The organism is Chryseobacterium sp. SIMBA_029, assembly GCF_046535275.1.
GTDB lineage: Bacteria > Bacteroidota > Bacteroidia > Flavobacteriales > Weeksellaceae > Chryseobacterium.
Window position 1 is genome coordinate 38,448 of the sequence record NZ_JAWRXA010000014.1, and the last position, 24,695, is coordinate 63,142.

23 protein-coding genes are annotated in these 24,695 nt (G+C 36.2%); 10 read left to right on the forward strand and 13 right to left on the reverse strand.

Features of this window, described 5'->3' with window-relative positions; translation table 11 throughout:
* The gene (gene mdlD, locus SB679_RS21030) at positions 1-1,320 is read left to right on the forward strand and encodes an NAD(P)-dependent benzaldehyde dehydrogenase MdlD (protein WP_410704271.1); all 1,320 of its coding nucleotides are present in this window, start codon (positions 1-3) and stop codon (positions 1,318-1,320) included.
* A 329-nt stretch (positions 1,321-1,649) separates the two neighbouring features.
* Here the strand turns inward: mdlD and SB679_RS21035 are convergent, their stop codons facing one another.
* The 4 genes from SB679_RS21035 to tpx (SB679_RS21050) all read right to left on the reverse strand — a co-directional run bounded on the left by SB679_RS21035 (position 1,650) and on the right by tpx (SB679_RS21050) (position 4,299).
* Positions 1,650-2,861 carry a DUF763 domain-containing protein gene (locus SB679_RS21035; protein ID WP_410704272.1) on the reverse strand — a complete coding sequence of 404 codons (1,212 nt, stop codon included), beginning with the start codon at positions 2,859-2,861 and terminating at the stop codon, positions 1,650-1,652.
* Between the two features lie 92 nt (positions 2,862-2,953).
* Positions 2,954-3,358 carry a glyoxalase superfamily protein gene (locus SB679_RS21040; RefSeq protein WP_410704273.1) on the reverse strand — a complete coding sequence of 135 codons (405 nt, stop codon included), beginning with the start codon at positions 3,356-3,358 and terminating at the stop codon, positions 2,954-2,956.
* A 14-nt stretch (positions 3,359-3,372) separates the two neighbouring features.
* Positions 3,373-3,717, reverse strand: coding sequence for a VOC family protein (locus SB679_RS21045; RefSeq protein ID WP_410704274.1), 345 nt, complete (start codon positions 3,715-3,717; stop codon positions 3,373-3,375).
* Positions 3,718-3,801: 84 nt separating this feature from the next.
* The gene (gene tpx / locus SB679_RS21050; RefSeq protein WP_410704275.1) at positions 3,802-4,299 is read right to left on the reverse strand and encodes a thiol peroxidase; all 498 of its coding nucleotides are present in this window, start codon (positions 4,297-4,299) and stop codon (positions 3,802-3,804) included.
* 382 nt (positions 4,300-4,681) lie between these two features.
* Here tpx (SB679_RS21050) and SB679_RS21055 point away from each other — a divergent pair, with 382 nt between their 5' ends.
* A complete protein-coding gene (locus tag SB679_RS21055) occupies positions 4,682-6,901 on the forward strand; it encodes an NADP-dependent isocitrate dehydrogenase (RefSeq protein WP_410704276.1) in 2,220 nt (739 codons plus the stop codon).
* Between the two features lie 155 nt (positions 6,902-7,056).
* Here the strand turns inward: SB679_RS21055 and SB679_RS21060 are convergent, their stop codons facing one another.
* The 4 genes from SB679_RS21060 to SB679_RS21075 form a co-directional block, all read right to left on the reverse strand.
* The gene (locus tag SB679_RS21060) at positions 7,057-8,049 is read right to left on the reverse strand and encodes an MBL fold metallo-hydrolase (RefSeq protein ID WP_410704277.1); all 993 of its coding nucleotides are present in this window, start codon (positions 8,047-8,049) and stop codon (positions 7,057-7,059) included.
* A gap of 175 nt (positions 8,050-8,224) precedes the next feature.
* Entirely contained in the window at positions 8,225-9,226 is a 1,002-nt protein-coding gene (locus SB679_RS21065) for an aldo/keto reductase (RefSeq protein ID WP_410704278.1), read from the reverse strand.
* 88 nt (positions 9,227-9,314) lie between these two features.
* Complete coding sequence (locus SB679_RS21070) at positions 9,315-10,226, reverse strand: helix-turn-helix domain-containing protein (protein WP_410704279.1); 912 nt, start codon at positions 10,224-10,226, stop codon at positions 9,315-9,317.
* Positions 10,227-10,348: 122 nt separating this feature from the next.
* The gene (locus SB679_RS21075; protein WP_410704280.1) at positions 10,349-10,798 is read right to left on the reverse strand and encodes a hypothetical protein; all 450 of its coding nucleotides are present in this window, start codon (positions 10,796-10,798) and stop codon (positions 10,349-10,351) included.
* 287 nt (positions 10,799-11,085) lie between these two features.
* Here SB679_RS21075 and SB679_RS21080 point away from each other — a divergent pair, with 287 nt between their 5' ends.
* Positions 11,086-11,373: a GNAT family N-acetyltransferase gene (locus tag SB679_RS21080; RefSeq protein ID WP_034711741.1), complete on the forward strand. Its 288-nt coding sequence runs from the start codon at positions 11,086-11,088 to the stop codon at positions 11,371-11,373.
* A 1-nt stretch (position 11,374) separates the two neighbouring features.
* Here the strand turns inward: SB679_RS21080 and SB679_RS21085 are convergent, their stop codons facing one another.
* Complete coding sequence (locus tag SB679_RS21085; RefSeq protein WP_410704281.1) at positions 11,375-12,472, reverse strand: MBL fold metallo-hydrolase; 1,098 nt, start codon at positions 12,470-12,472, stop codon at positions 11,375-11,377.
* Positions 12,473-12,644: 172 nt separating this feature from the next.
* On the opposite strand from SB679_RS21085, the gene SB679_RS21090 reads away from it, so the two are divergent.
* Positions 12,645-14,183: a S41 family peptidase gene (locus SB679_RS21090; RefSeq protein ID WP_410704282.1), complete on the forward strand. Its 1,539-nt coding sequence runs from the start codon at positions 12,645-12,647 to the stop codon at positions 14,181-14,183.
* Between the two features lie 14 nt (positions 14,184-14,197).
* Positions 14,198-14,938 carry a YdcF family protein gene (locus SB679_RS21095; protein WP_410704283.1) on the forward strand — a complete coding sequence of 247 codons (741 nt, stop codon included), beginning with the start codon at positions 14,198-14,200 and terminating at the stop codon, positions 14,936-14,938.
* On the opposite strand, the gene SB679_RS21100 is transcribed toward SB679_RS21095, so the two are convergent.
* Positions 14,876-16,504 carry an NADP-dependent glyceraldehyde-3-phosphate dehydrogenase gene (locus SB679_RS21100; protein ID WP_410704284.1) on the reverse strand — a complete coding sequence of 543 codons (1,629 nt, stop codon included), beginning with the start codon at positions 16,502-16,504 and terminating at the stop codon, positions 14,876-14,878. The genes SB679_RS21095 and SB679_RS21100 overlap by 63 nt on opposite strands.
* A gap of 172 nt (positions 16,505-16,676) precedes the next feature.
* On the opposite strand from SB679_RS21100, the gene tpx (SB679_RS21105) reads away from it, so the two are divergent.
* Positions 16,677-17,249, forward strand: a complete 573-nt coding sequence (gene tpx, locus SB679_RS21105; RefSeq protein WP_410704285.1) for a thiol peroxidase — start codon at positions 16,677-16,679, stop codon at positions 17,247-17,249.
* Positions 17,250-17,319: 70 nt separating this feature from the next.
* On the opposite strand, the gene SB679_RS21110 is transcribed toward tpx (SB679_RS21105), so the two are convergent.
* The 3 genes from SB679_RS21110 to SB679_RS21120 form a co-directional block, all read right to left on the reverse strand.
* A complete protein-coding gene (locus SB679_RS21110; RefSeq protein ID WP_410704286.1) occupies positions 17,320-18,108 on the reverse strand; it encodes a porin family protein in 789 nt (262 codons plus the stop codon).
* 1 nt (position 18,109) lies between these two features.
* Positions 18,110-19,195 (reverse strand): PCMD domain-containing protein, encoded by a 1,086-nt coding sequence (locus SB679_RS21115; RefSeq protein WP_410704287.1) that lies wholly within the window; start codon positions 19,193-19,195, stop codon positions 18,110-18,112.
* Positions 19,196-19,334: 139 nt separating this feature from the next.
* The gene (locus tag SB679_RS21120; protein WP_410704288.1) at positions 19,335-20,072 is read right to left on the reverse strand and encodes a hypothetical protein; all 738 of its coding nucleotides are present in this window, start codon (positions 20,070-20,072) and stop codon (positions 19,335-19,337) included.
* Between the two features lie 115 nt (positions 20,073-20,187).
* On the opposite strand from SB679_RS21120, the gene SB679_RS21125 reads away from it, so the two are divergent.
* The 4 genes from SB679_RS21125 to SB679_RS21140 all read left to right on the forward strand — a co-directional run bounded on the left by SB679_RS21125 (position 20,188) and on the right by SB679_RS21140 (position 24,616).
* Complete coding sequence (locus SB679_RS21125) at positions 20,188-21,123, forward strand: NADP-dependent oxidoreductase (protein ID WP_410704289.1); 936 nt, start codon at positions 20,188-20,190, stop codon at positions 21,121-21,123.
* A gap of 279 nt (positions 21,124-21,402) precedes the next feature.
* The gene (locus SB679_RS21130) at positions 21,403-21,579 is read left to right on the forward strand and encodes a bacteriocin-like protein (protein WP_410699326.1); all 177 of its coding nucleotides are present in this window, start codon (positions 21,403-21,405) and stop codon (positions 21,577-21,579) included.
* Positions 21,580-21,951: 372 nt separating this feature from the next.
* Positions 21,952-22,629: a hypothetical protein gene (locus SB679_RS21135; RefSeq protein ID WP_410704290.1), complete on the forward strand. Its 678-nt coding sequence runs from the start codon at positions 21,952-21,954 to the stop codon at positions 22,627-22,629.
* 388 nt (positions 22,630-23,017) lie between these two features.
* Positions 23,018-24,616, forward strand: coding sequence for a TIGR04141 family sporadically distributed protein (locus SB679_RS21140; protein WP_410704291.1), 1,599 nt, complete (start codon positions 23,018-23,020; stop codon positions 24,614-24,616).
* Positions 24,617-24,695 lie beyond the last annotated feature (79 nt).

The window sequence follows — 24,695 nt, forward strand, 5'->3', positions numbered from 1 at the left end:
ATGAATACTGAACAGACACAACATATTACCAATCTTTTTCAAAGTCAAAAGAAATTTTTTGCATCCCGTCAAACACAATCCATTGATTTTAGAATCAAACAGCTGGAGCGTTTTAAAAAGGTTTTATCTGAACATACGGATGAAATTTGTGATGCATTATATACCGATCTGGGAAAAAGCAGGCAGGAAGCCGAATACGCTGAGATAAAATTAGTAGTTGATGAATTAGATTACTGTATTGCAAATCTTGAAGCGTGGGCAAAACCTGTTGAAATGCCAACGGTGACCCATTCTTCCGGAAATGAAATGCTGAGCAGAATTATTCACCAGCCGTATGGTGTTGTATACATTGTAGGTCCTTTTAATTATCCGGTACAATTGACATTCAGTCCTTTAGTAGGCGCTTTAATGGCTGGGAATACAGCAATCATTAAACCATCGGAAAACACTCCGCATGTAGCCAGCGTTATTGAAAAGATCGTAAACGAAGCTTTTGTTGCTGAATATGTTTCAGTAGTGCAAGGTGCTATTGAAGAAAACACATTGCTGCTAAGCCTGGATTTTGATTATATTTTCTTTACGGGAAGCCCTAATGTAGGCAAAATTGTTATGAAAGCAGCTGCTGAAAAGCTCATTCCGTTAACGCTTGAGCTGGGTGGAAAATCACCAACGATTGTTCATAAAGATGCAGATCTTAATAAAACAGTTGAAAGAATTGCCAGAGGTAAATGGATGAACTGCGGACAGACTTGTGTAGCCCCGGATTATATTTATGTCCATGAATCTATAAAAGATGAGCTTATTCAAAGACTTAAAGCCCATTTAGATAAAACGTATCCGGATACTTCGTTAGGGAAAATTGGTAAAATTGTTTCTCAGCAGCAGGTTAAAAATCTTGCAGGCTATTTAACCGCAGCGCAGGATAAAGTAGTCTATGGAGGAAATTATGATCTTGAAACCCGTCATTTTGAAGCCACTATCATGGATCATGTAACCTGGGACGATGCTGTTATGCAGCAGGAAATCTTTGGTCCTATCTTACCGTTTTTAACGTATACTGATATTGATACCGTTCTGGATGAAATTAATTCCAGACCAAAACCATTGGCTTTGTATGTGTTTTCAGAAGACAGCAATTTTGCAGCCGATGTGTTGAACAGAACTACAAGCGGAGATGCTGAGATCAACAGTACCCTGATTCATGTTGGAGTACATTTTCTGCCGTTTGGCGGGGTTGGAACTTCCGGAATGGGAAAATACCATGGGAAGTACAGCTTTGAGACCTTTAGCCATGCACGGTCTGTGCTGGAATTAAAATAATAATTTATAAGCCTTGTGAATCTTTATTTGCAAGGTTTTTTATTTGGAGCTTATTCTCAAATGGAAAGATTTAACTTAAAAAATAAAGTATTTTTAATTTTATAACCACAGAGTTCACAGATTTGCACAGATGAGTATGTTAAACTCTCGCGGATTATGCTAATTAATCAGATTTTTTACTTAGGTGAACTTATTATGCGCAATCATTTAAACTTAAAAAACTAAAGTGCTTTAAAACTTTTGTGCCTTTTGTGGTTTAGTTTTATTAACCAAAGATTTCGCAGATTTACACAGATGATCATGGTAAATTCTTGCAGGTGATATGATATTTAAAACAAAGACAACTGAATGTCGTTCGGTTTTTTTGGTTTTACCGCATTGCCGAAAACGGTTTTCCCTCCAAATTTCCATGAGTTTTGTCTTTCTTCTTCTATCACTTGCTGGATATCAAAATCCGGAGTGAAATCTTTTTCTGTTTCAGCAACAATCTGATGGAGTTTATTTAAAGTTTTCAGCTTATCAGAGTTTCCCAATTTAGATTTTTCAATTCCTGTTCTGAGAATCTGAATACTTTCATCGTATACATTGGTCGGAACCGGAAACGGGTGTCCGTCTTTTCCACCATGGGCAAAAGAAAATCGTGCAGGATCATTAAATCTTGACGGTGCTCCGTGTATCACCTCACTTACCAACGCCAGCGACTGCATGGTTCTGGGTCCTACTCCTTCCAATAGTAATAAATCCTCAAAGTTTTGAGGCTGCTGCTCGCGGGTAACATACAACAGCGCTCCTAATCTTTTCAGATCAACATCTGAAGCCCGAACGTCATGATGTGCCGGAAGTATTAGTCTTGAAAAATCATTCATAATTTCTGCAGAATCGGTGTGAGAAATATCCAGAATACCTTTACGGTTGTCAGAGGCCTGCGCATCGGTAAGATTAAGGATTTGCCCTCTGGAAATCCCGTTAATTCCTGTATGAGGCTCTTCAATGAATGATTTTATATTTCCTGAGTGCCAATGATAACGTCTTGCCGTACCATCTGATTCGTGCATTCCCTGCTGAACAACACTCCAGTTTCCGTTATCAGCCAAAATAAAATTATGCAGGTATAATTGATACCCATCCTGAATGGCTGTATTATCTACTTTTGCTGAAAGTTTACTGGCTTTTACGAGTTCTGTTCCATTTAACCCTGTTTTATCAGCAATCTGAATCAGTTCTGACGGAGTTTCTCTTGAGAATTTGCCCTTTCCGCCACAGATATAAATTCCCAATGATTGTGAATTGGGATTAATAGAGCGTTTCAAGGCGCCCATCACAGAGGTTGTGATTCCTGAGGAATGCCAGTCCATCCCCATCACAGCACCGAAACACTGAAACCAAAATGGATCTGCCAACCGTCTTAAAACCTCATCTTTCCCGTAATCCATTAAGATCACCTCGATCATGGAAAGTCCGAGAATAGACATACGTTCGTACAGCCATGGCGGTACTTTGCCATAGTGAAGGGGTAAATCTGCTGTTCCTGATCGTTTCATTTTCGATTGTAAATTTAGCTTTAATACGGTAAAGTTTTGATGACCTTACTCAATGAAGTTTGAAATACTAAAGTAACGAGAATATCATTCTTTTATTCCGGGGAATACAATTTCAAATCCTGATGTTTGACGGCATCAAATTTTTCATTGAAAATAACTTTATTTCCGAAAGGGTCATGTACGGTAAAGGAGATGGCATCATAAAATGTTTTTTCAAGTCCGGGACGGTTATATTTGTAGTTTTTATCAATCAACTCCCGATGATAATCCGCTATTCCTTCACCCCAGATAAACACACTGCTTCCAGGAGTTGAATCCCCGTGATGTTCACTTAAATGAAAAATGACATTGTCTTTTTTTACTTCCATATAAACGGGAGTATGGTTTTCGAAACGGTGTTCCCATATGATTTCAAAGCCTAACCAATCGATATAGAATTCAATTGTTTTTTGGTAATCAAAAATTCTGAGTACCGGGATAATCTGTTCAGCTTTCATTGGATTTTACATTTTTAATGAGAAAGGATATTTACTGTTTTTCCAAACGGGTCACGGACAAAGAATCTCCGGACTCCCCAGTCTTCATTGGTAATGTTGTATGTTATTTCAAAACCGGAAGCCTTCATTTTTTCATATACCTGATCCACTTCGTCAACCTCAATGGAAAGATCCGGAACTTCGGTGTCATTACCACCCTGAACCGCAAAGCTAATCTGAACCTTTGCCGTTTCATCATTTCCAAATGTCCTGATCCATCCGTGATCCATCAGGAGTTCAAGTCCAAGTATCTGGTGATAAAATTCGTCAGCTTTTGACAGGTCATCTGTCTGTATATTGGCTACAATTCTTTTTACCATTTAGAAAAATTTAGAAATTCTTACTGCTGAAAAAGCCCTGCAAAATGAAACTTCCACAGGGCTTTATGAAATTGTATGGTTTATTTATTTCAAAGCTTCAATAGCTGCACTGTAATTAGGTTCATCTGCAATTTCAGAAACCTGCTCTGTGTATACCACTTTGTTATCTGCATCCGTTACAATTACTGCACGGCTCAATAATCCCTGTAATGGAGAATCGGTAATCGTTACCTGATAATCATCTCCGAAGCTGCTTCTGAAATCTGAAAGAGTTTCTACATTATTCAGTCCTTCTGCTGCACAAAATCTGCCTAATGCAAATGGTAAATCTTTAGAAACGTTGATTACTACAGCATTATCTAGTTTAGAAGCTTCTTCATTGAATTTTCTTGTAGAAGCCGCACATGTTGGAGTATCAATACTTGGGAAAATATTGAATACTTTTTTCTTTCCATCAAAATTTGAAAGCGTTTTTACATTCAATCCCGAATCTACCAGTGCAAAATCGTTAATCGTTGTTCCTACAGATGGTAATGTTCCTATTGTATGTACTTCGTTTCCTTTTAATGTAATATTTGACATAATATATCTTTTTAAGTTTTTCAAATTTACTCAAATTAGATATTTTTTCTATTGAAGTAAAGGTTAAATAATTCTTAAAGTGAAAATAAAACATCTGCTTCCTACCATCATACGGTAATCTGAGGAAATTATATGGGAAAACCTGAATGACGGACTTTTTAATATAAATGGTTTAAGTATTACTTTCCCAACCTTACGAGCACTCCGAAAAATCATAAAATTGAATTCACTATAAATTTTGACGGTACAGGAGCGTATACAATCACACATATATAAATTTAAAGAGGCCTATACCTCTTTTTTTTATAGAAATACCTTTATAAAACAATCATATTTAGTAAATTTGTGAGACTTTAAAAATCAAATAATAAATAACAGTATAATGTCAGACAAATCAAAAATTTATTACACACTTACGGATGAAGCGCCAATGCTGGCAACACACTCATTTTTACCTATCGTAAAGGCATTTACAAAATCAGCAAATATTGAGATCGCAGTTCCGGATATTTCTTTGGCAGGAAGAATTCTAGCCAACTTTCCTGAATTCTTAAAAGATGATCAAAAAATCGATGATGCATTAGCTCAATTGGGCCAGCTTGCTACACAACCCGACGCCAACATTATTAAATTACCCAATATTTCAGCTTCTGCTCCTCAATTGGATGCAGCTATCGCTGAATTACAGTCTAAAGGTTTCGCCGTTCCAAATTATCCTGCTGAGCCTAAGAATGACGAAGAGAAAGCGATTAAAGCTAAATATGCTAAAGTATTAGGAAGCGCTGTAAATCCTGTGTTAAGAGAAGGAAATTCTGACAGACGTGCTCCAAAAGCAGTTAAAAACTACGCAAAAGCAAATCCACACAGAATGGGTGACTGGGCTTCTGACAGCAAAACAGATGTTGCCCACATGAATAACGGAGATTTCTATGGTACTGAAACTTCCACAACTCTTGAGAACGCTACGAAATATAAAATTGTTTTTAAAGGAAACGACGGTGCTGAAACTTTATTAAAAGATTTCGCAGGTCTTCAGGCTGGAGAAGTTATTGACTCTTCTGTAATGAACCTGAATGCTTTAAGAACTTTCGTACAAGAAGCTATCGAAGAAGCTAAAAGCAAAAATGTACTTCTTTCTGCACACTTAAAAGCGACGATGATGAAGATCTCTGATCCTATTATTTTCGGAGCTATCGTAGAAACGTTCTTTAAAGATGTATTTACTAAATATGCTGAAACATTTAAGTCTTTAGATGTTAATCCTAACAACGGTCTTGCCGATCTTTTTGATAAAATCAAAGGAAATGCTCAGGAAGCTGACATTAAAGCAGATATTGAAACAGCTTTAGCAAACGGACCGAGAGTAGCTATGGTAAATTCTGACAAAGGAATTACCAATTTCCATGTTCCTTCTGATATCATTGTTGATGCATCTATGGCTGCCTTAGTAAGAGGTGGAGGTAAAATGTGGAACAAAGAAGGGAAAGAGGAAGATACGGTTTGTATTATCCCGGACCGTTCTTATGCAGGTTTCTATCAGTCTGTAATCGATGATATGAAAGCTCACGGTAAACTGGACCCTACGACTATGGGATCTGTTCCTAACGTTGGTTTAATGGCTCAAAAAGCTGAAGAATACGGATCTCACGATAAAACATTCCAGGCTGCTGCAGATGGAACGATTGAAGTTCAGGATGAAACCGGAAACGTTCTTCTTTCTCAAAAAGTAGAAAAAAGTGATATCTTCAGAATGTGTCAGACTAAAGATGCTCCTATTCAGGACTGGGTAAAATTAGCAGTGAACAGATCAAGATTATCTGATACTCCGGCTATTTTCTGGTTAGACAAAGGAAGAGCTCACGACAGAGAGATCATCAAAAAAGTTGAAAAATATCTCAAAGATTATGATACTGCAGGATTAGACATCAAAATTCTTGATGTAAAAGATGCAATGACTGAAACTTTAAAAAGAGCAAGAGAAGGAAAAGATACTATTTCTGTTTCAGGAAATGTATTGAGAGATTATTTAACCGACCTTTTCCCAATCTTAGAGCTTGGAACTTCTGCAAAAATGCTTTCTATCGTTCCATTGATGAACGGAGGTGGTTTATTCGAAACCGGAGCCGGTGGTTCTGCTCCAAAACATGTTGAGCAATTCCTTGAAGAAGGATACTTAAGATGGGATTCATTAGGAGAATTCCTAGCATTACAGGCATCTTTAGAGCATTTGGCACAAACTCAGGGGAATACAAAAGCTCAGGTGTTAGCAGATGCATTAGACGAGGCAAACGCTAAATTCTTGGCTACAGATAAATCTCCGGCAAGAAAAGTTGGACAAATCGACAACAGAGGTTCTCACTTCTATTTAGCAATGTACTGGGCTGAAGCACTGGCAAACCAAACTGCTGATGCTGAATTAGCAGCTCAATTTGCTCCCGTTGCAGAAGCAATGCAGGAAAATGAAGAAGTTATTAATTCTGAATTAATTGGTGCTCAAGGTAAGCCTCAAAATATTGACGGTTACTACAAAACTGATACATACAAAACGTATGAAGCAATGAGACCAAGTACTGTTTTAAATGAAATTGTTGACGGAATCTAATTGTCAACTTTCACATATAAAAAAAGCACCTTTTCAGGTGCTTTTTTGTTTTTACTGTAGATTTGGCTAAAGCCATTGGAATTTATAAAAGCAGAACGGACTAAAGTCCGTTTCTATTGAATATTCTTGATGGATTCCGTAATGGTTTATTCTGATTAATTCATGAAACTTTCTGCGACCCATTCATACTCATTATTCTTAGTTCTTGTAAAACCGAGTCCCGGCCATGGCAAATGGTATGATAAAGCCCTTGTTTTTGTCTCTGCTAATTGCTTAAGCAGTTTCTTACGGGAAGCTATGGCAATATCCAAATCGGTATCTCCATAATAGCCCCATTCCGGATGCGGAAATAAGATCACATCAGAATGTATCAAATCTGCGATATACAACAGCTTTTCAGTTCCGGATGTAATAGCAACCGTTGTTAATCCCGGCGTATGGCCCGGCGCTAACTGAAAACTGAAATTTTCATACAGCGCTTTATCCAGCTCATAAAACTTTAGTTTCGGCTTTATGAGTTTTAATACCTTCTGAATGGAAGGGACAATCTGCTTGATCACTTCCGGATATTTACTCAGTTCGCTATTTTTAAAATCTTTAGCCGTTGCCTGCATCCAAAAATCATATTCAATTTTTGAAATAAAGAGATTGGCATTGGGAAAAACCAGTTTATCCTGCTTATCTACGACTCCGCCAATATGATCCGGATGCGCATGGGAAATAAATACGTCTGTAATTTCTGCCGGAGAAAAGCCTACTTTCTTCAAACTTTTCAGTACAAATCCGGTTCTTTCATCAGCGAAAATCCCCATTCCCGTATCCATCAGAATCAGGCGGTTTTTTGTTTTGACAAGAAGTACATTCATTGCCATGTCAATATAATCCTCGGAACGGAAGTTATCTTTGAGAAGTGCCTTCAGTTCAGAAAGATTTCCTCTCGGAGCAAAAGATTTTAAATTTTTCTCATGGATATAACCATCAGTAAGGATAAACAACTCTAAGTCGCCTAATTGAACCTTTTTATATCCTGAAAGATCATCTTCGGAAGAAGATGAAAGTTCTTTAGTTTCAGCGAAAGTATTTGAAAATGGAATGATACTGAATGCCCCTGCGAGCAATCCCGTTTTTAAAAGTTCTCTTCTATTCATAAATGTATGTGTTTTTTATTTTTATGATCATTACAATAAGCGGATTCCACATTTACAACATGTATTTTTTTGTTGGAAATCTAAGGATGTATAAAAAAGGCTATTTCAAATATAATATCAGTATAAAATCCAGATTCCCAATATCAATTATCGGGAATCTAAATTTTACTGTTTTTTAGTTATTAACCAACTTCATTGAGCCTTCGCTGTATCTTTCTCCAATATTGGGATATTTTTTCAGAATGGCATCAATGGTTTGCAAATCGTCCTGAGAAAGATCAATATTCACTGCTGCAATATTTTCTTCTAAATACTTAATGCGTTTTGTTCCCGGAATCGGAATAATATCATCTCCTTGATTCAGTACCCAGGCAAGGGCCAGCTGTGTTCCTTTTACTCCTTTAGAAGCTGCAAAATCATTAAATTCCTTAGCCAGATTTCTGTTGTTTTCCAAACTTTCATTCTGATAGCGCGGCAGCGATTTTCTGAAATCATCATCACCAAATTTCTCAGCTTCATTGATATTAGCAAAAAGTCCTCTTGCTAACGGTGAATAAGGTACCAATGTAATTCCAAGCTCTCTGATCGTCGGCAAAATCTCTTTTTCAACATCTTTAGTAAGGATAGAATATTCGGACTGTAAAGCGGCAATAGGATGAATTGCATTAGCTTTTCTGATGGATTCAGGCGATGCTTCTGATAAACCAAGATATTTAACTTTCCCTGCTTTTACCAACTCCGCCATTGCTCCTACCGTTTCCTCAACAGGAATATTCGGGTCTACTCTATGCGCATAATAAAGATCTATGGTGTCGATCTTTAATCTTTGAAGACTAAGATCCACAGCCTGCTTGATCCATTCCGGTGAGCCGTCAAAATAAGTTCCCGGAGCAGAACTGTGACTTGCTTTACCATCCTTGAATCTAAATCCAAATTTGGTTGCAATGAAAATCTTGTCACGGTTAGGTACCAAGACTTTAGAAATCAGTTTTTCATTTTCTCCATTGGCATACATATCTGCTGTATCCCAAAAATTGACTCCCAGATCAAGGGCTTTGTGTAATGTATTGATGTTTTCCTGTTCATCTGCAGGGCCATAAGCAAAGCTCATTCCCATACACCCCAATCCAATAGCTGATAACTGCTCTCCTGTGTTTCCTAATTTTTTAAATTTCATGATAGTCTGTGATTTTAAATTTATAGGACAAAATTAGGACAAGAGTTTTCTATTGTTGATATAGAATTCAAACTAAGAATTATAAAATTCAAACAAGGTTAGCTCTTAATGCATTTGGCGTAGATCCGGTTTGCTTTTTAAAATAATTGGTAAAATAGGCAGGTTCTTCAAATCCTAATCCATAAGCGATTTCAGAGATATTCCAATCCGTGTGTATCAGCAAAGCATTCGCTTCCTGTATAATTCTTGAGGTAATCTGCTGGGTAGTGGTTTTGCCGGTAATTTCTTTTACAGAACGGTTTAGAGAATTTACGTGAACTGAAAGGCTTTCGGCGTAATCGTTGGGTGTCTTTAATTTCAGAAAAGCTTCGGGGCTGTCAATAGGAAACTGTCTTTCAAGCAATTCCATAAACAAAGAGGCTACTTTCTGGGAAGCATTCTGATAAGGTTCGAAACTTTCTGCAGGATTCATTTTCATCGTTTCATGGATCAAAAGATGAAGATAGGCACGAAGCATATCGTATTTATGCATATAATCAGACTGAATTTCAGCCATCATTTTAATGAAAATTTCTGAAACAGATTGTTGCTGGAGTTCATCAACAAAAAAGATCGGGGTTCCTCCTATTTTAAACAGCTGAGAGTCCTGAATATGCCCCAAACGGTTACCATTCTGCAGAAACTGATCGGTAAAGAGGCAAAACCAGCCGGTTTGGTCTTCATCTTCTCCCTCCCACGAATAGGGAATTACAGGATTGGAAAACAGCAATGCTGGCCGGTCTACGTATATCCATTTATCTGCATAATGAAGTTTTCCTTTACCTATGATTAAAGAAATCTTATAGTAATCCCGTCTGCTGTAAGGCGTAACCAACGCACAATCATCTCTGGAAAAAACATTAAAATGTCCTAATCCCGCATTGGCATTAGCAAGACCGGTAGTAGAAACAGGGACCTGAGTCCTTGTATAAAACTGCTGTAAAGATTCTGTAGATTCCATAGATCAAAATTATAAAATTCAAACAAAACTTTATTAAAAAATTCCAATAATTTGATACTATAAAAAATGACCGATCTTTCGACCGGCCACTAATAAATAATTGAATGTAGAGTGAATAGTGATTAATGTCTGTGCCCATTACCATTGTCGTGATCATTACCATTGTCATGATCATACTTATGAGATTTAGCCTTTTTTTCCATATGCTTATATCTCTTATCATTATTTTTATTTCTGTTGTATACGGCAATAGGGTTTTGTCCTTTATAGTATTTTGTTTTGAACTTTGTGTATTTATCCCGCCCCATAATCCTTTCGATTTCAGAATATCGGTCATCCCTCCATCTGTCCGGATTGCTTACATACACTTTATTCCATGAATTATAGTCGTTGTACCTGTCGTTAAGACTATACAATTGCTTGGTTTGTACTGTTGAAAGAAGTAAGTCTGCAGCAACCGTCTGCCAATTGACATCTGAAATACTTCTTCTATAATCATTATAATACTCTGACTGCGCATAGCTCAAACTGAATGTTCCAACTAATAATGCTGTTATGAATAATTTTTTCATTTTATTTTAAATTTAATCTGCTGGTAAGATTTCAATTAAAATGCCAAATCCCCAACACACATTCATAATTTTTGTTAAAAAAATCACAAGAGCTGAAAAACAAAGGAAATTTTTAAAAATATTTCAATAAAAATAATGATTATGATAAGTGATTAATATCAAAAATAAAATCTTTATTAAAAATATTTAAAATGTATTACATTATCATTTTTAATTTGTAATTTTAAGAAAATGAATTCATAAAAGGGTTTTCATTGTCATTTTAAATCAATCAAATCTCAATACTTATGGAAAATTTAAAAATTGAAATATCTCCATACCAGGACGAACTGCAACTTTTAATTGATGATAAAAAAGCAGGTTATATGTCCATAAAAATTGATGGAAGATTATTGATCGTCTATTATACCAAATTAGACGAAGAGCGCGAGGGTAAAGGCTACGCTAAAATGCTTCTGGACGAATTGGTTAATTACGCTGAAGAAAAAGATCTGCTTGTAGATCCTGAATGTGATTTTGTAAGACAACAGTTTGAGAACCACCCGGCGAGATATAAAGATATCTGGCACGCCTAACTTAATCCTCCCACCACACTTTGAAATGGTTGTCCGTTCTATTCAGGTCAACCGTTTCACCGATGAGCGGGGTAAGCACATGCAGGCCTTTTTCTTTACCCAGGCCTGCCACTTTTTTCAAGGGCTCATTCCACGGATGAAGCGCCAGTGCAAATTTTGAAGAGTGAACAGGGATAATATTCTTGGCTTTGATATCAATACAAGCCTGAATCACATCTTCCGGTAATGCATGGATATACTTCCAGGCTTCATTATACTGTCCGTTTTCAATTACGGCATAATCAAAAGGTCCGTATTTTTCACCAATCATTTTAAAGTGGGAATCATAGCCACTGTCGCCCCCTAAAAACATTTTCTTAGTGGGTGTTTCCAGTACATAAGAAGTCCAAAGCGTTACGTTACGTTTCACTTTTCTTCCGGAAAAATGTCTTGCAGGAGTGAATGTAATCTTCAAATTATTCTTTAAAAATGCTTCGCCACCCCATTCTTCCTCAATAAGCTGGTTTTCGGCATATCCCCATCTTTCAAAGTGGGCACCGACTCCTAAAGGCAAAATTACCATTCCTACCCTGTCTTTTATTGCTTTTGCAGTTGGATAATCCAGATGATCGTAATGATCATGAGTGATAATAAGATAATCGATATTGGGAATATCTTCAGGTTTAAAAATATCTGCTCCTTTAAAAGCTTTATTGAAATATTTAAAAGGCGAACCATACAGACTCAGCACAGGATCTATAAGGAAAGAAACTCCGTCTGTCTGAATATAATAGGAAGAATGCCCCAGCCAAATGAACACATCCTCCTCTTTTGAAATGTTTTTTAAGTCGGTATGAATGGCAGGAATGCTTTTCAGAGGCTTCAGCAAAGGATCTTTTTTGGCAAAAAAGAAATCGTACATTACTTTAGTGACTCCATATCCTTCGGTAATCGACGGCGTATAACTTGTATTCTGAAACTGACTGTTCTTATATAATTTTGATTGTTTCATCCTTTCAAGCCTTTTACCTTTTGGTTCTGCACCAAAAACCTGTTGGCTGGTGATGATAAAATAGGCTGCGATCAATACAACAACAATTGTAATAACTGAGTAAATCATTTGTAATAAATAAGCATCAAATATATTTACTTTTGCCTTTATTTAAAAATTACATCGGCAACTATTATTTTTTTAACTAAATTTATAAGGCATTCAGAATAATTTATCATTAATAATTTTAACTGATATATTCAAACTTCCTAATTTAGCCGATTGAAAAAAAACAAACACATTGAAAAATTATTCAATTATACTGCTTTATGTAGCCCTTTCATCTTGTGCCTCCATACGGAAGCATAATGAACAAAGAGCTACAGATGTGGCTCCGAAAAAGCTTAAAGAGGACATAGATTATGCCTACTCCAAGCTTCAGGAAATGCATCCGCAGCTTTATTGGTATATTTCAAAACCGGAATTGGATTATAAAATTGACAGCCTGAAACAGACGATCAGTGAACCACTGACTCCTCTTCAGTTTTATTTTAAGCTGCAGCCCGTGATTGCAGACATCCGGGAGGGACATCTTGCATTGCGAATTCCAAGAAAAAAGTTCACCAAGAAAGAAGCTAAAGCATTAGAACATAAAAAAGCAATGTTCGTCCGTTTTGAATATTATATTGAAGAAAATCGTCTTTATATTATTGAAAATAAAGATTCTATCCAAAACATAAAACCGGGAACTGAAATTGTAGCGATCAATAATGTTCCTGTTTCTGAATATATCAAAAAATACCGCAAACTCATCAGCAGCGATGGGTACAATACTACCTTTCAGTCCTATTTTTTAAAGGATGTATTTTTCAATTTTTATACTGCTGAAAACGGATTTACAGACAATGCAACCATTGAAACAATTTATAACAACGAAAAACATACGTATACACTGACCAGGGAAGCCAAATCTAAAAATGATCTGGAAAAGGATAAAGAACTGGAAAAAAGAACTCCGGAGAAAAAAGTAAATGATTATGTGGCATTCAGCAATTCTTATAACCGGAATTTCAAATTTCTGGACAAAGACAGCACGACTGCTTATGTGAAAGTGAAAAGTTTTTCAAAGGATTATTCTGATGAATTTTATAAGGATACTTTTGCTAAAATTAAAGAAGCAAAATCATCTTACCTCATCATTGATATTCGTAATAATTACGGAGGTTCCCTGTACGAGATCAATAAGCTCTATTCTTATCTGGCTTCCGAGCCTTTTGTACTGATAAAGCCTTCACAGGTGACTTCAAGGATCACCCCATTGAAGACCAACTATTTCAGAACCAGCAGCCCGCTGGAATATGCATTAAAAAGCTTCACCTATCCTACTTATTTTTTTGCACAGGCTTTCAGCACTTATAAAAAAGACGGTAAAATCTTTTACAAAATGAAAGCTGATAAACCTACAAGTCCCAATAAAAATGCGTTCCACGGAAAAGTTTTTGTTCTCATCAACGGTGGTAGTTTTTCGGCTTCTTCGATTATTACGGCAAAATTAAAAAATGATAAGAGAGCAATACTGGTTGGTGAAGAAACCGGAGGTGCCAATGATGGAACGGTGGCAGGATTTTATTCTTATCAAAAACTTCCCAATTCGCGGATAAAACTCCCGATTGGACTACTTCTGGTGCAGCCTAATATCAGTTTTTTAAATGATAAAAGAGGAGTACTTCCTGATGTAACCGTTACCCAAACAATGCAGGATATTATTGATAAAAAAGATCCGCAATTAGAATGGGTTCAAAAGGAAATTGTACGGGAAAAAGAAAATACCGTGAAATAAATACAGCAGCATCAATGTCAAAACCTGTATTTAAATTTTTAAAAATTACCTGTTCTCTTCTCCTGTTATGGTTTACAGTACATTCTATCTATACCATTATTGACGGCTTGTCTGACAATGGGGATAAAGCTGATCTTGCCATCATTTTAGGAAGCAAAGTAAACGAAAACGGAACATTATCTGAACGGCTGGCCAAACGTTTGGAAAGCGGAGTTCTTCTTTACAGCGAACATCGCGTAAAAAAGATTCTTGTGAGTGGAGGCCTTGGAAAAGAAGGATTTTATGAAGGAGATAAAATGAAAGAGTACCTGATTCATCAAGGCATCCCAGATTCTGTGATCATTGTAGATAATAAAGGAAATACCACACGAGCAACCGTTGACAATACCATGAAATTAAAAGAAAAATCCCCCTTCAACAGTGCTATTGTGGTGTCGCAATATTTTCATGTTACCCGGACTAAAAAGTTATTTAGGGACAAAGGCTTCACCAATATAAGCAGCGTAAGTCCCGCTATTTTGAGTGGAGAGATGTATATTCAATTCTCAGAGAATTTCCGGCTTATTATACGCAATAAGTTTCGGCGGGCTTTCAGCCCGCCGAAACTTATCTTCCAATTCATCCAGAAGACTTTCAAAATCTGTGAGAAAGCTATAATAATGAATGTATTGGATTTTTATATTCAATTCAAACTAGAAAATATAGTCTGTACTCAGGAAGTTGGAATCGTGTTCTCTTACAATGGTATTCAATAAAGTTTTATTAGATTCCGTCAATTTGGCAGCCACTAAAGATCGGATTGAAAATGAACGGAGCGCATCAAAAACCGAAAGCGTACCTTCTGCGCTGTCTTTTCTTCCGGTAAAAGGAAATACATCCGGACCACGCTGGGCCTGGCAGTTGATGTTCACACGGCTTACCAGATTCACAAAAGGATCAATCAGCTGGGCAACTTCCAAGGCATCTTCACTGAAGATACTTACCTGCATTCCATGCGAAGCATTGACCTGATAATCGATAGGCTCATCAATATGTTCAAAAGGAACTACGGGAATCACCGGACCAAACTGCTCTTCGTGATAAAGTTTCATCTCGCTGTTCACCGGATATACTACCGCCGGAAAAACAAATGAAGCTTCATGATAGCCGCCATTTTCATTGAGAACAGTTGCTCCATGAGCGATTGCATCATCAATGCATTCTTTAAGATAATCCGGCTTATTCACCTCAGGAAGCGGTGTTATCTTCACGTCTTTTTCCCAAGGCAATCCCGGTTTGAGTGCAGAAACCGCTTTATTCAGTTTTTCAGTAAATTCAGCGGCTACTTCTTTCTGTACAAAGATCAGTTTAAGTGCTGTACATCGTTGTCCGTTGAATGAAAGCGCACCGAGGATACATTCACTTACGGCTACATCCAGATTGGCATTTTTAGTTACGATCGCTGCATTTTTAGCATCTAAACTAAGAATAGCTCTTAAACGGTTAACTTTCGGATGCAGTTTTTTCAGTCCGTTAGCTACTTTACTCGATCCGATGAAAGCCAGTACATTTACTTTTCCGCTTTCCATGATGGGAGTAATGATCTCCGACCCTTTTCCATACAATGTATTCACCGTTCCCTTTGGAAATGCTTCCTTAAAGGCATTCAATAAAGGATAATGGGCTAAAACACCATGCTTGGGAAGTTTAAACAGAATGGTATTTCCCATGATCAGGGCAGGAATCAGCGTTGTAAATATTTCATTCAAAGGATAATTGAAAGGTCCCATGCTCAATACCACTCCCAGTGGAGCTCTTCTGATCTGGGCAATTGTTCCTTCAGATTCCTGAAAACGGGACGATTCTCTGTCTAAATCCTTCAGGGCATCAATAGTTTGATTAATATAATCTACCGTACGGTCAAATTCTTTGGTAGAATCCGGCAGTGTTTTTCCGATTTCCCACATCAGCAGTTTGATCACCAGATCTCTTTGCTGAATCATCAGATACACAAACTTCTGCATACACTTGATGCGTCCTTCTACAGACATCGTCGGCCATTCGCCTAATCCGTTATCGTAGGCATTAACGCAGGCTTCCAACACTTCCATCGCCTCTTTCTGGCCAATATTCGGGATACTTCCCAGCAGCTTCCTTTCCAGGCCATTTTCTGTAGGAATACAGATGGGTGAATATACATTGGTAACTTCTCCTTTCCATTCGATCAGCTCACCATTCAGCAGATAGGTTCTCTGATGGATTTCCTGAACTTTATATTCTTCGGGGATTTCTTTTTCGCTTTTAAAAATGTCGTGAAATGACGGGTTGTGTACTGAATCCATAAATCTATTTACTTTTTTAATAATTGGGGTGTCAATTTTTGTCATATTAAAGGTAGCCGTAAAAATTGATTTTAAAAACAGGTGATTAATAGATTTGCTCTATTGGGTGGTATTTGAATTAAAGTTAATGTCGGGTCCCAAAAAAAGAATAATTTTGTTAAAAATAAAATTCATGTTTTCAAAAATAATTTTCAGCACAGTACTTTTTTTCTCAACATTATCTTTCGCTCAGAATGCTAAAACAGCCAACACTGTTTTAATGGGGGGAAAACCTGTACATACCTATGCAAAACTGCCTTCTGTAAATAAAGCAGCGCCGAAGTTTACCCTTACCGATGTCAGTATGAAAGATCAGACTCTGGATTCTTACAAAGGGAAGTTTATGATTCTTAATATCTTTCCAAGTGTGGATACAGGCGTTTGTTCTGCTTCCGTTCGTCATTTCAATGAAGATGCAGCTAACCTTCCGAACACCGTGGTGCTTTGTATTTCTAAAGATTTACCGTTTGCCCAAAAAAGATTTTGTGGTGCCGAAGGCATTAAAAATGTAGTGATGCTTTCAGACTTCCGTTCTGATTTCGGAAAAATCTATGGAGTAGAAATTACTGATTCCGTGATGAAAGGTCTTTTAAGCAGAGCGGTTGTAGTAATAGATCCTTCAGGAAAAATTGTTTACGAAGAGCAGGTAGCTGACATTTCACAGGAACCTAATTATGAAGCAGCGATTAAGGCAGCAAAAAATTAAGTTTTTATCTTACCATAATTTTAAAACCTCCTTCGATGAAAATTGACGGAGGTTTTTATTGAAATAAGGTTTAAAAACTATACCCGGCACCCAGATTTACATAAACAGGCCGCATCGTAAAAGTTATCGTCTTAAATTCCGGTTTAAACATATTATTCAACCCAAAACTCAGATCACCGAAAACATTGATGTGTTTGGAAATCTGCCATGCTGACCCCGCCTGAATGCCATAGGAAAAATGCCGCAGATCATTGGAGAAATCATAAGAAGCTGTTTTCCCATCTTCGAAAACCACTTTATCTCCGGTAGGACCTCCCTCCCGCAAATAGCCATCAAATACATACCCCGAAAAATTCTTATCCACCAGCAGAGACCAGAAAAAACCTCCGGAAAAAGACCATCTGTCATTCACTTTATACGCCACCAAAGTCGGAACGGTTATATATGAATTGGCTGCATGCGTAGAAACACTACCCGTCCAGTTTCCGGCTACCTTTTCCCCTTCTCCGCCGATAATTTCCATTCCGTAGTTTTTAACTCTGGAATCGGCTTTCATTCCCTTATTTTCCAAACGGATTCCTGTACGAAATCCCCATGAATGTGGAGACTGCTTCATCCAGTAGATCACATTTCCTTCTATACTGATATTCAGCATTGGATTAAAGCTTTTCAGTGCCCGGATTTCAGCAGGCAGCGGAATGGGAGTAAATCCTCCTATATTCACTCCTACCCGCAATTGGTATTCAATTACACCAGATTCTTTTTTCACAGGATCCAGATCCTGAGCATGGACTAATGGACTTCCTCCAAAAAGTACCATCAAAAAAGTGGCAGCGATAAGATGCAGATGATTCTTCATGCTAATGGGTTAATTCAATTTCATCGATTAATAAGGTACTTCCTTCGGCACCGGCAAAGGTATCGCCATCAATACTTGAGGTGAACACCAGAGACAGACTGTATTTTCCGTCTTTTAATTTTTGCTGATCGATCGTTTGGTTATTGATCACTTCAAAAGGGATATAAAATTCAGTCCATTCGGAAGCTTCAATCCTTTGGGCATCAGTAATACGGGCAATAGAATAAATATTGGGATGAGTGAATTTATTCGTTCCGTCAAGGTATTTCAGTGCATCATCGGTTTCAAAAAAGATGGCATACACATCCCAGTTGTCCTTCTTGTTCGGCTGTACGACTCCCCCAGCTTTATATACCGGGCCTGCTTTATATTTGAAAAAGCCTTTTACTCCTGTAGGAACAAGATCTACGGGTATTCCGAGGTGTAAACTTTTTAAAGGATTGGTCACGGAAGCCGCCAAATCGAACTCACCCATAAACAGGTTTCCTGCTGCTATAGGTTTTCCCATGATGGCTCCTAAACTTCCTGTAGATTGGGTCGTTAATTTCACTCCCTGCCCTACTTTCCCTTCAGCCAAACGGGCCGTAGGATATCCTTCCGGGTTGGATGATGCTCCTGTTAAGCTAAAGCCGGCATTACCACTGGCCCAATCCATGATGTTCTGATTATTCTGATCGGTTTCAAAAAATACATCAAACTTATTATTTTCAAGACGCACATGTTCAAAGCTAAACTTCGAACCGATCGTTGAAATGATATAGGAAACTTCATACTTCTTTGTAGACTGATGATCTTCCGAGGTTACGGTATAGATCTGAGGTTTCGTAAAATTCAGCACAGTTCCACTTTCTGGAAAGATGGTTGCTCCTGGAGTTAACGTAAAGACAGGTGCCTGTTTCGTCAGGTCTGTACTGGATTTCACCAGGATCTGGATGCGGTTATTCTGGATGATAGGATCTTTTCTCAGGATAAGCGGGTCTACTGTACAGGACAGTATATCTGCTTCAGCATTGGGAAGTTCCGGCCGGATGCAGGATATAAAAAAGCAGCTTATGACCAGCAGAATAATATGGTTAATGTTTTTCATAGAATATGGCATAAAAAGGACGAACTTTTTACAAAGCCCGTCTTGAAGATATGAATTTTTTTTTAACCGGTAAAGAGAGTTCAGATTTCCCGGCAATCTACCTGTATGCTGAACCCAATTCTATTTAAAATCTAGCGCGTTAACGCTTAATTTTGCTGTCTTTGGATTTCTTTTTTGTTTTAATAAAGATGATTCCGTTTTGAGCTTTTCCATTAAAAAATTTAGATGCCTGGCTCGCATTTAAAACTTTAATGTCTTTAATTACATTCTGATCCAGATTAACAAATGTTGTATGATCAACCACTTTCCCATCTAAAACATATACCGGCTCACCATTTCCACGATAGACTGATGACATTCCCCCACGCATCATCGTAGGAGGTGCCGCAATCTCCTTCTGAATAGAAGGAACTGCTACCTTGCCTATTGACTGTTCCTGCACTTCATTCTGTTGATTATTAACTAAAAGATTTCCCGGTATTACTGTTGTTGATCCAAGCAGCTTTTTTTCATTTTTGTGACCATAAACTCTATAGAGCACAACATCTTTTATTTCTTCTGTTTGTAAAGTGTCATGGGGTTTCTTTTGCTGCGCATTTACAGAAACCAACCCTCCCGCCGTTAAAATAAAACCTACTGCGAATTTCATAAAAACTGAATTGATATAAGAATAATGCAGATTTCTATTGAGTTGAGATTCATAAAAATTTCCACAAATATCCTCTGAAGAATGAGATAAGACCTCTATGATTTCCTGATCAGAAGCAAGCGTAAAATCCCGGACAGTCTTAGAACAAACGGAACAAAATCTACCTTTCTCTTCGGGAGTCATCGTTTCCCAGTTTTCATGACACGGTTTTGGTATGGTGATTTTCATAGTCTCTTTTTATATAAAGATGCTTAATTGTAGGAAAAGGTTGGAAGACAAGACAGAAAAAATATTTAGCCACCATTTTTATTTTGATTAAAATAATATTTTCTACTTTTAATTGATGAAAGCTTACTTATTATACGAAGCCGGGGGAACCGACAAACTGACTTTGGGAGAAGTACCTGTACCTGCCTTAAAAAACGGAGAAGTTTTAGTGAAGGTCAAAGCCATTGGCATAAATCCGGCTGATACAATCTATCGTAATTCAGACGCATTTATCACGCATATATTCGGGGAAAAGCGACCTGTAATAATGGGTTGGGATATATCCGGAGAAATCGTAGAAAAGGCTGAGAATACAGATGGATTTGAGATTGGTGATGCCGTCTTTGCTCTTTTGCAAAATGCTGGCGGCTATGCTGAATTCGTTGCAGTCAATGTAGAATTATTAGCCCATAAGCCGGAGAACATTAAGTTCGAGGAAGCAGCAGCTGTACCGATGGCCGGTTTAACAGCCTGGCAGCCACTTATCCACGGAATGAATATTAAAAAAGGTGACAGAATCCTTATCCACGGAGCTTCTGGTGGTGTGGGGCATTATGCTGTGCAAATCGCTAAATATCTGGGAGCGGAAGTTATTGCAACCTCATCCGGCAAAAACCGTGATTTCGTTAAGTCTCTTGGTGCTGATCAACATATTGATTACCAAACCGAAAATTTTTGGGAAGCAATAGAAGAAGTTGATTTCGTGTTTGATACTATTGGAGGAGAAACTTTGGAACGTTCTATTGATATTACTAAACCAGGTGGCACAATTATATCAATTTTGGCTCTTACCAAAGAAGAAATGATGGCCAGAGCAGAGGAAAAAAACGTGAATTTGCGCCTATGGGGATTACAGTTCAACGGAAAAGACCTTAGAGCATTTGCAGATGTACTGGTACGGGGAATCATAAAACCACATATCGCTACAATATATCCTTTTACATCTATTGCAGAAGCGCATCAACAGGTGGAAACCCGCCGTACAGCTGGCAAAATTGTGATTACAGTTTAGTTGAAATTTCATGAAATAAAAGAGATACAACTTTGCATTAAAAATACTATCAATACTTAATTTGATATAAGATTTCAAAACCGTTCACACGAGTATATATAAGTATTGAAATTGATTTTCTGCTAAAATGAAGTAAGTAATTCTTATATTTTTCACCAATCAAATGATAGAACAGTAATCAATTTGATAAAAAGTTAAGATTTTATTAAAAAGCATAAAAATAAGTCTTCGTATAGGGAATATTGTTATATTTAGAATTCAACAAATAAAACAATTACTATGAAAAATCTAAAAAAGATTTCGAGGGAACAATTAAGACAAGTAAAGGGAGCTGGAAGTGTTCCCAACTGTAAAGTTGGATACATTTACAGATGTGATTCATATGGCATATGTGATGATATGACAGGCCAGGATGACTGCTTATGTGGATGCAGACCGGTAGTTCCTCACCCTTAATCATATAAACCCTCTTTTCAGAGGGTTTTTTATTGGTTTTATTTCTTCCGGTATTCTAAAACTTTTACGTTTTATTGCTCAATACACTGTTTATTGGCTCATAACCTACGAGCTCTTTCTTGCTGAACCATTTTCTTTGGTGGCTGTCACTGTAGAATTTTTCGCGGCCTTTACCAGTTCGTTCACATCATTATAGAACAGTTCGATGGTTTGTTTTACTAATGAGTATGAGGTTAGTAGCCTCCATTATGAAAAAATAGTTCCCATTAAGTTCATTTTTTTATATTTGATCATTATAGTTTTTAGTGTAGTTGTATTAATCTAAACAATAAAATCCTTCTACAAAACTGATAACAACAAAGAATTTAACATATGACAATAGACGAAATAATCGAAAAATTAAATTCAAAAAAATCTGCTGACCGAAGACGTGGGGCTAAGGAAATTGGAAAATTAAAAATTGTTCAGTTAGGGGAAGAACTTTATCAGAAATATGTAATTGAAAAATTAGATAAACGAACTTGGGAAACCCAATATGAGATGATAAAAGCTTTGGGAAGTATTGAGTTTAAAAAGGCAATTGAAGAAATTGAGCAAATTGTGCGGACTAATATTCCACACGATATGATAACTATGGCATCAGGAACAACATATGTGCAGCTGAAACGCAAATCCATACATGATGCAGCCCCAGTTTTAGAATTGTTAGAGTTTGGAAGTATTTCTGTAATTGACGGAGCACTGTTAGCCCTTGCTATTGACCAAATGAAACCTAACGAAAATGAAATAAGAAAAATTTTATCATACTGCAAAGACATTAATAAGCACAAAGACAGAATCGGACATGAATTTGGCCTTATAGACAGCAGGCAATATTTAGCTATCGCTTGTGCAAACTGGGATATAGAGCTTACAAAAGATTTTTTAAACCATTGCATTGACACAGCTTATGACATTAATAGCTTTGGAAAACCTGTAATAAACCAAAATCTGATTGACGTCTGCAAAAATTCATTAAAAGGAAAGTTTAGTAAAGCGTATTTGTTATAAAAATGCCCCTGACAAAAACGAATATTTAAAATATTATCTCGAAATGAACTTAATGCATTACAAATAGCATAAGCTTGGATTGGAATTACTGATGAGTGCAATTTTCATTTGTTTTTGTTTTAGAAAATATATTAAAAAGTTGTTAGGTTACAAACACTATTGCGCGTAATCTCCGGAGCACTTCTTTGGTTTCCTGCACCTTGCGCAAGACTTCCGGAGCCCTCCGGAGGTTACACCCACACTTGTTTTAAAGCTCCGGAGCGCTCCGGTAATTTGTTTCACTAGTAGGTGTGAGTTGCGGCGGGGTTGTAATTACGGAAATCCGTAATTTTATATGACTGGTGATATATATATATTTGAATATCATTAATTCCATAAAATTTAAACCATGACTAATTTCCTAACTAAAAAATTAGCTATTTTTTTAATAAAAAATAATTATAAAACTTTTGATTCAACATTAAAAACAAGTCTTATAACAAAATATGTATTAAAAGATGATATTGAACATGAAGGTCTTGTAATTATTGGACACGAGAAAAAACAAGAACCAGATTGGAAATACTTACTTCAAACAATTTGTAAGATGGATATTCCTGTTTTGAATAATTCTTCAAATAGAGCAGTTTTATTCTTTAAAACTGATAATCGAATTTATGCAATCTGTTTTGGTTATGGAAAATATTTATTAAAAGACGAATGTATTGAAAGAGAATTTGGACTTAAAACTGCTTTAAACCTAATTGATGCTGATAAGCTAATTAGTATTGATAAAGCTAATATTGGTGATTTGAACTTATTAACAAAAACTCAAGCATCTCAAAAAGGAAGTCCATATCATTTCGAAATTGATATATTAAGAGATTTGGTAAAAGGCATCACAGGTGAACCAAAAAAAGTTGATAATAAATTATTTGGTAATATAATAACTGGAAATGAGGCCTTACATATTTCACCTAAAGTAAAATTAAGAAGTATTCCAAGAATCTTAGGAGAATTAAATAAATCTTATTTATCAGATGAGTATAAAGATAGATTTGATTGGATAGATAATATTAAACCGGAAAAGGATCCTAAAATTTTAGAACAATTAAAATTGAAATTAGTTCAAGCAATTAATAAAAGAGAACAGAACTCTATTCATCTAGCCCCACCATATTTAATAGACTGGGAAAGTTTTGAATATTTATCATATACTCCAAAAGGTAAACAATTTAATGAGTTTGATATTAAATATTTTTACAAATATAAATTAGAAGATAATTTTGAATATGAAGACTGGGAAAAACTGACACATCAAAACTTTTATATAAAATTTTCAAGCTATCAAGAGCCTCTTTCAAACAAATTATGGAGATTTTTAAATTATGAGACAGAGCTTAATGGGTTTAGATATATTTTTACATCATCAAATTGGTATAAAATAAGTAAAAGTTATTTTGATGAAATTTATGAATATTGCAGTTTAATACCAGAGTCAGAATCAAATTTTATTGATTGTCACAAAAATTTAATTGGAAAATATGATGAGGGATTCTATAATGAACAGTTATCAAACTCAGATTCAAATTATATTTTATTTGATAAAAACTTGATAAAATCAGATGTTACTAGATCAAGAATTGAATTATGTGATGTTTTTAATAAATCTAATAATGAACTAATTCATGTTAAATTTAGAGAGAGTTCTTCAACATTAAGTCACTTATTTTCACAAGGAAAAGTTTCATCAAATTCTTTACAAAAAGATAAAACATTTCGAAAAAATATTAGAACATTTTTAAAAGCAGATAGAGATATTATTCCCCTGGAAAATAAAGATATAAATCCTAATAACTATACCGTGACTTACGCAATAATAGAAAATAAAAATAGAAATTTTGTTGATTCATTACCATTCTTTAGTTTAGTTAACTTTAGACTAACTCTTGATGATTTATTATCAAGAGGATTTAATGTAAGAGTAAAGAAAATATTAAAAAAATAAGTTTTGATAATAATAAATTTTTCCTTTTTATTTGATTTAGATTTTTATATTTAATGTTTATTTTTAAAATTGTTTCTGC

Excerpts from the sequence above, each read along its gene's own strand:
- SB679_RS21040 (WP_410704273.1), bottom strand. The coding sequence starts at position 3,358 with ATGAAAGCTGAACAGATTATCCCGGTACTCAGAATTTTTGATTACCAA.
- SB679_RS21135 (WP_410704290.1), top strand. The coding sequence starts at position 21,952 with ATGACAATAGACGAAATAATCGAAAAATTAAATTCAAAAAAATCTGCT.
- SB679_RS21095 (WP_410704283.1), top strand. The coding sequence starts at position 14,198 with ATGTCAAAACCTGTATTTAAATTTTTAAAAATTACCTGTTCTCTTCTC.
- SB679_RS21125 (WP_410704289.1), top strand. The coding sequence starts at position 20,188 with ATGAAAGCTTACTTATTATACGAAGCCGGGGGAACCGACAAACTGACT.
- SB679_RS21045 (WP_410704274.1), bottom strand. The coding sequence starts at position 3,717 with ATGGTAAAAAGAATTGTAGCCAATATACAGACAGATGACCTGTCAAAA.
- tpx (WP_410704285.1), top strand. The coding sequence starts at position 16,677 with ATGTTTTCAAAAATAATTTTCAGCACAGTACTTTTTTTCTCAACATTA.
- SB679_RS21065 (WP_410704278.1), bottom strand. The coding sequence starts at position 9,226 with ATGAAATTTAAAAAATTAGGAAACACAGGAGAGCAGTTATCAGCTATT.
- SB679_RS21075 (WP_410704280.1), bottom strand. The coding sequence starts at position 10,798 with ATGAAAAAATTATTCATAACAGCATTATTAGTTGGAACATTCAGTTTG.
- SB679_RS21130 (WP_410699326.1), top strand. The coding sequence starts at position 21,403 with ATGAAAAATCTAAAAAAGATTTCGAGGGAACAATTAAGACAAGTAAAG.
- mdlD (WP_410704271.1), top strand. The coding sequence starts at position 1 with ATGAATACTGAACAGACACAACATATTACCAATCTTTTTCAAAGTCAA.
- SB679_RS21120 (WP_410704288.1), bottom strand. The coding sequence starts at position 20,072 with ATGAAAATCACCATACCAAAACCGTGTCATGAAAACTGGGAAACGATG.
- SB679_RS21035 (WP_410704272.1), bottom strand. The coding sequence starts at position 2,861 with ATGAAACGATCAGGAACAGCAGATTTACCCCTTCACTATGGCAAAGTA.
- SB679_RS21085 (WP_410704281.1), bottom strand. The coding sequence starts at position 12,472 with ATGATTTACTCAGTTATTACAATTGTTGTTGTATTGATCGCAGCCTAT.
- SB679_RS21070 (WP_410704279.1), bottom strand. The coding sequence starts at position 10,226 with ATGGAATCTACAGAATCTTTACAGCAGTTTTATACAAGGACTCAGGTC.
- SB679_RS21115 (WP_410704287.1), bottom strand. The coding sequence starts at position 19,195 with ATGAAAAACATTAACCATATTATTCTGCTGGTCATAAGCTGCTTTTTT.
- SB679_RS21055 (WP_410704276.1), top strand. The coding sequence starts at position 4,682 with ATGTCAGACAAATCAAAAATTTATTACACACTTACGGATGAAGCGCCA.
- SB679_RS21140 (WP_410704291.1), top strand. The coding sequence starts at position 23,018 with ATGACTAATTTCCTAACTAAAAAATTAGCTATTTTTTTAATAAAAAAT.
- SB679_RS21060 (WP_410704277.1), bottom strand. The coding sequence starts at position 8,049 with ATGAATAGAAGAGAACTTTTAAAAACGGGATTGCTCGCAGGGGCATTC.
- SB679_RS21110 (WP_410704286.1), bottom strand. The coding sequence starts at position 18,108 with ATGAAGAATCATCTGCATCTTATCGCTGCCACTTTTTTGATGGTACTT.
- SB679_RS21080 (WP_034711741.1), top strand. The coding sequence starts at position 11,086 with ATGGAAAATTTAAAAATTGAAATATCTCCATACCAGGACGAACTGCAA.
- SB679_RS21100 (WP_410704284.1), bottom strand. The coding sequence starts at position 16,504 with ATGGATTCAGTACACAACCCGTCATTTCACGACATTTTTAAAAGCGAA.
- tpx (WP_410704275.1), bottom strand. The coding sequence starts at position 4,299 with ATGTCAAATATTACATTAAAAGGAAACGAAGTACATACAATAGGAACA.